Below are 1,230 nucleotides of genomic sequence, written 5' to 3'. Positions count from 1 at the left end.
GACGTACCTCCCTGAGCGCGACGCGCAGCGCTTCGACCACGCCATCGCGGCGCAACGAGGCGGGGCGGGGGACGACGTGGCCGAGCTCGGGCTCGTCTCGCTCGACCTGCGCCCCTTCCCCTACCAGCAGGAGATCCTCGAGCGGCTCGAGGTGGAGCGCGAGGTGCACGGGCGGTGGAAGAATCTCGTGGTTGCCGCCACCGGCACAGGCAAGACGATGATCGCCGCCTTCGACTACGCCCGCCTGCGCCAGCAGTGGGGGCACGGTGGCACGCGGCTGCTGTTCGTCGCCCATCGCGACCACATCCTGAAGCAGTCGCTGCACCGCTTCCGCCTCGTGCTCGGCGAAGCCCAGTTCGGCACCCTGTGGACGGGCGGGCGCGCGCGCGAGGGAGAGCGGCACCTGTTCGCGTCCATCCAGGGGATCAGCGCGCAGGGGGTCGAGTCGCTCGACCCGAGTGCCTTCGACGTGCTCATTGTAGACGAGTTTCACCACGCGGCGGCAAAGACGTACCGCCGCCTGCTTGAGCACCTGCAGCCTCGCGTGCTCGTGGGGCTCACGGCCACCCCCGAGCGGACCGACGGGCAGAGCGTGCTCGCGTGGTTCGACGGGCGCATCGCGGCCGAGCTGCGGCTGTGGCATGCGCTCGATCGGCAGCTGCTGGTGCCCTTCCAGTACTTCGGCATCAAGGACGAGGTGGCGCTCGACCGCCTGCGCTGGACCCGCGGGCACTACGACGCCGACGAGCTCGACCGGGTCTACACGGGCAACCACGAGCGCGTGCGGCTCGTTCTGCGGGCGCTGCGGCAGCACGTGCTCCATCTCGGGGCCATGCGGGCCATCGGGTTCTGCGTGAGCGTCCAGCACGCGCGGTTCATGGCCGAGCAGTTCCAGAAGCACGGCATCCCCGCGGGGGTGGTGACGGGCGACGTGACGGGGGACGATCGCGAGGCGGCCATCTCGGCCCTGCGCGCACGCCAGGTGAACGTGCTGTTCACGGTCGACGTGCTGGGCGAGGGGGTCGACATTCCCGAGGTGGACACGGTGCTGCTGCTGCGTCCCACCGAGAGCGCCACGGTGTTCCAGCAACAGCTCGGGCGGGGTCTGCGGCTGGCCCCGGGCAAGAGCTGTCTCACGGTGCTCGACTTCATCGGCGCGGCCAACAAGAGCTTCCGCTTCGACCTGCGGTATGCGAGCCTCGTTTCTGGGGGGCGGGCCGAGATCCGGCG

The 1,230-nt window shown here is 70.4% G+C and carries 1 protein-coding gene; it reads left to right on the top strand.

What is annotated here, in order from left to right; genetic code table 11:
- A partial coding sequence (locus tag EB084_25980; GenBank protein ID NDD31714.1) for a DEAD/DEAH box helicase occupies positions 1 to 1,230 on the top strand: 1,230 nt, incomplete at both ends.

Source organism: Pseudomonadota bacterium, from assembly GCA_010028905.1.
Classification (GTDB): domain Bacteria; phylum Vulcanimicrobiota; class Xenobia; order RGZZ01; family RGZZ01; genus RGZZ01.
The sequence above is the reverse complement of the archived record's forward strand: the minus strand, read 5'-3'. Positions and strand labels throughout refer to the sequence as shown.